Genomic DNA, 301 nt, shown 5'->3' with positions numbered 1-301 from the left:
TGCCAAATTGAACAAAATGACCTTCATGGATTAGACGATTCCAAGCGAACAGCCCGGGGCGCCGAAAACCATGCAGCTCACTCGGCTTGTCTATGTGTCAAACCACGGTGGCATTACTGAAAACACGCTGGAGCATATCCTGGCCCAATCACGGCACAACAACGCCCGTGATGGATTATCCGGTTTGTTGATTGTCGGCGAGGAAGACTTCCTGCAATGGCTTGAAGGCGGCAAAACGGCCGTGGCCCAATGCTTCATGCGGATCATGCAGGATGTGCGTCACCGCCATATTCATGTGCTG

Annotated in this window: 1 protein-coding gene; it reads left to right on the top strand. The window is 52.8% G+C overall.

Annotated elements, in window-relative coordinates:
* Positions 1-70: 70 nt before the first annotated feature.
* Positions 71-301, top strand: a 231-nt coding sequence (locus tag AAIL68_RS17665) for a BLUF domain-containing protein (protein WP_347141084.1), incomplete at its 3' end; no start/stop codon positions are given.

Origin of the sequence: Paracoccus sp. SSK6 (assembly GCF_039770665.1) — a bacterium.
Taxonomy (GTDB): domain Bacteria; phylum Pseudomonadota; class Alphaproteobacteria; order Rhodobacterales; family Rhodobacteraceae; genus Paracoccus.
Note: the sequence above shows the minus strand (reverse complement) of the source record. Positions and strands in the feature narration are given on the sequence as shown.